3 protein-coding genes are annotated in these 2,529 nt (G+C 70.5%); 1 reads left to right on the plus strand and 2 read right to left on the minus strand.

The features are described from left to right. The coding region (locus tag A5652_RS19000) for a response regulator (protein WP_156745419.1) at nt 1-181 on the minus strand (181 nt) is incomplete at its 3' end. 115 nt (nt 182-296) lie between these two features. Then, entirely contained in the window at nt 297-1,787 is a 1,491-nt protein-coding gene (locus tag A5652_RS19005) for a carboxyl transferase domain-containing protein (protein ID WP_067354947.1), read from the minus strand. A 27-nt stretch (nt 1,788-1,814) separates the two neighbouring features. On the opposite strand from A5652_RS19005, the gene A5652_RS19010 reads away from it, so the two are divergent. After that, on the plus strand, nt 1,815-2,529 hold a 715-nt coding region (locus tag A5652_RS19010; protein WP_067354950.1), incomplete at its 3' end, for an enoyl-CoA hydratase.

Genomic DNA, 2,529 nt, shown 5'->3' on the forward strand with positions numbered 1-2,529 from the left:
CGAGCACGATCGCATCCGGGCGCGTCTCGGTGGCGCTGCGCAACGCCTCGGCGCCGTCGACCGCCGTCGACACCTCGAATCCGGACAGCCGCAGACCGCGTTCGAGCGACGCGAGCACATCCGAATCGTCGTCGACGACCAAGACCCGCGGTGAGCTAGCTCCTGTGTCCATGCCGCCCATTTTGCCTGATTGTCGACTATGGCTGTGGGAGGCTGCACGCCGTATTACCCCGCCGCGTCGTCTGGGCGCGAGATATCATCCACGCACACATGCGTCGGCGCGTCTTAAGCGTGGTTTATGTGTCGCGACGGAGCTCGGGCAAGCCGATGTGGCGGTAGCGGCGCAACCGGGCGGCCAGCCGCTCGGCGGCGGGGAGCCGGCGCAACGCGTGCACCTCGGCGGCGATGGCCCGCGACAATCGCTGCGCGAACTCGACCGGCTCGTCGGCGGCGTCGGGATACTCCGGCACGACTGCGTCGACGATTCCCGACTTGAGCAGATCGGCCGACCGAATGCCTTGTGCCGCAGCGAGTTCAGCGGCGTGCTTGGTATCGCGGAATACGATCGCGCTGGCGCCCTCCGGCGGTAGCGGGGCCAGCCAGCCGTGTAACGCGGCCAGCACCCGGTCGGCGGGCACCATCGCCAGCGCAGGCCCGCCGCTGCCCTGGCCCAGCAGCACCGACACCGTCGGGGTATCCAGCGTCACCAACTCGGCCAGGCATTGCGCGATCTGCCCGGCCAGCCCGCCCTGTTCGGCTTCGGCCGACAGTGCCGGCCCCGCGGTGTCGATCGCCAGCACCAGCGGCAGGCGCAACTCGGCGGCCAGCGCCATGCCGCGCCGGGCTTCGCGCAGTGAGGCGGGCCCCACCAGGCCGCCCGTCAGCCGCTGCTGCCCCAGCACCACCACGGGCTGGCCGGCGAACCGGGCCAGAGCCAGCAGCGTGGTCGCCGCCTCGCCCTGGCCGGTCCCCGACAGCAGCACCCGATCGGTGGCGCCGTGCCGCAGCAACAGCCCCACCCCCGGCCGGTCGGGCCGCCGCGACGCCACCACCGAGTCCCACGCCGCGACGTCGGGCGTTGGCTCGGGTGGGACCGGCGCGGGCAGCGGCTCGGGAGCGTCGACGATGACGGTCATGGCACGGTCCAGCGTGCGGCGCAGCTCATCGAGCCGGACGACGCCATCGATGACGCCGTGTCGCTGAAGGTTCTCGGCGGTCTGCACGCCCTCGGGAAAGGATTCGTCGTAGAGGAACTGGTACACGCGGGGGCCGAGGAACCCGATCAACGCGCCCGGCTCGGCGACCGTCACATGTCCCAGCGACCCCCAGGACGCGAACACCCCGCCGGTGGTCGGATTGCGCAGATATACCAGGTAGGGCAGGTGCGCCTGTCTGTGCAGCCGGACAGCCGCGGCGATCTTCACCATTTGCAGGAACGCGACGGTGCCCTCTTGCATGCGGGTGCCGCCGGAGCTCGGCGAGGCCAGCAGCGGCAACCCCTCGGCCGTCGCCCGCTGCACCGCGGCGGTGATCCGCTCGGCCGCGGCGACCCCGATCGACCCGCCCAGGAAGCCGAACTCGGAGACCACCACCGCGACCCGGCGGCCGAAGACGCGCCCCTCGCCGGTGAGCACCGATTCGTCCAGGCCCGTCGCGGCCCGGGCGTCGGCGAGCTCCTGGGCGTAGGCCGCGCTGACCGGCACGCCGAGCGGTTCGCTGTCCCAGCGGACGAAGGAATTCTCGTCCAGCACCGCATCGCGGAGTTGAGCAGCCGTAATACGACTCACGAGACGAGGCTATATAGGGTGGCTGCCATGATCGGTGTTACCCAGGCCGAAGCCGTTATGACCATCGAGCTGCAGCGTCCCGAGCGCCGCAACGCGTTGAACTCCCAGCTGGTCGAGGAGCTGCGCGAGGCCGTGCTGAAGGCCGGCGACGGCTCCACCCGCGCGATCGTGCTGACGGGTCAGGGCACGGTGTTCTGCGCCGGCGCCGACCTGAGCGGTGACGCCTTCGCGGCCGACTACCCCGACCGGCTCGTCGAGCTGCACAGGGTGCTGGATGCCACGCTGATCCCGGTGATCGGGGCCATCAACGGCCCCGCCATCGGCGCCGGCCTGCAGCTGGCCATGCAATGCGATCTGCGGGTCGTCGCACCCGAGGCGTTCTTCCAGTTCCCGACCTCGAAATATGGCCTGGCCCTGGATAATTGGAGCATCCGGCGACTATCCTCGCTCGTCGGTCATGGCCGGGCCCGGGCAATGCTGCTCACGGCGGAGAAGCTGACGGCCGACGTGGCGCTGCAGACCGGGATGGCCAATCGCATCGGGACGCTCGCCGACGCCCAGGCCTGGGCCGCCGAGATCGCCGGGCTGGCACCGCTGGCGATTCAACACGCCAAACGGGTGCTCAACGACGACGGTGCCATCGAAGAGCCCGGGCCGGTGCATAAGGAACTCTTCGATAAGGCCTGGGGCAGCCAAGACGTCGTCGAAGCCCAGGTAGCGCGGATCGAAAAGCGGGCGCCGA

It is taken from the genome of Mycobacterium sp. 1165178.9 (assembly GCF_001673555.1).
In the GTDB taxonomy this organism is placed as follows: domain Bacteria; phylum Actinomycetota; class Actinomycetes; order Mycobacteriales; family Mycobacteriaceae; genus Mycobacterium.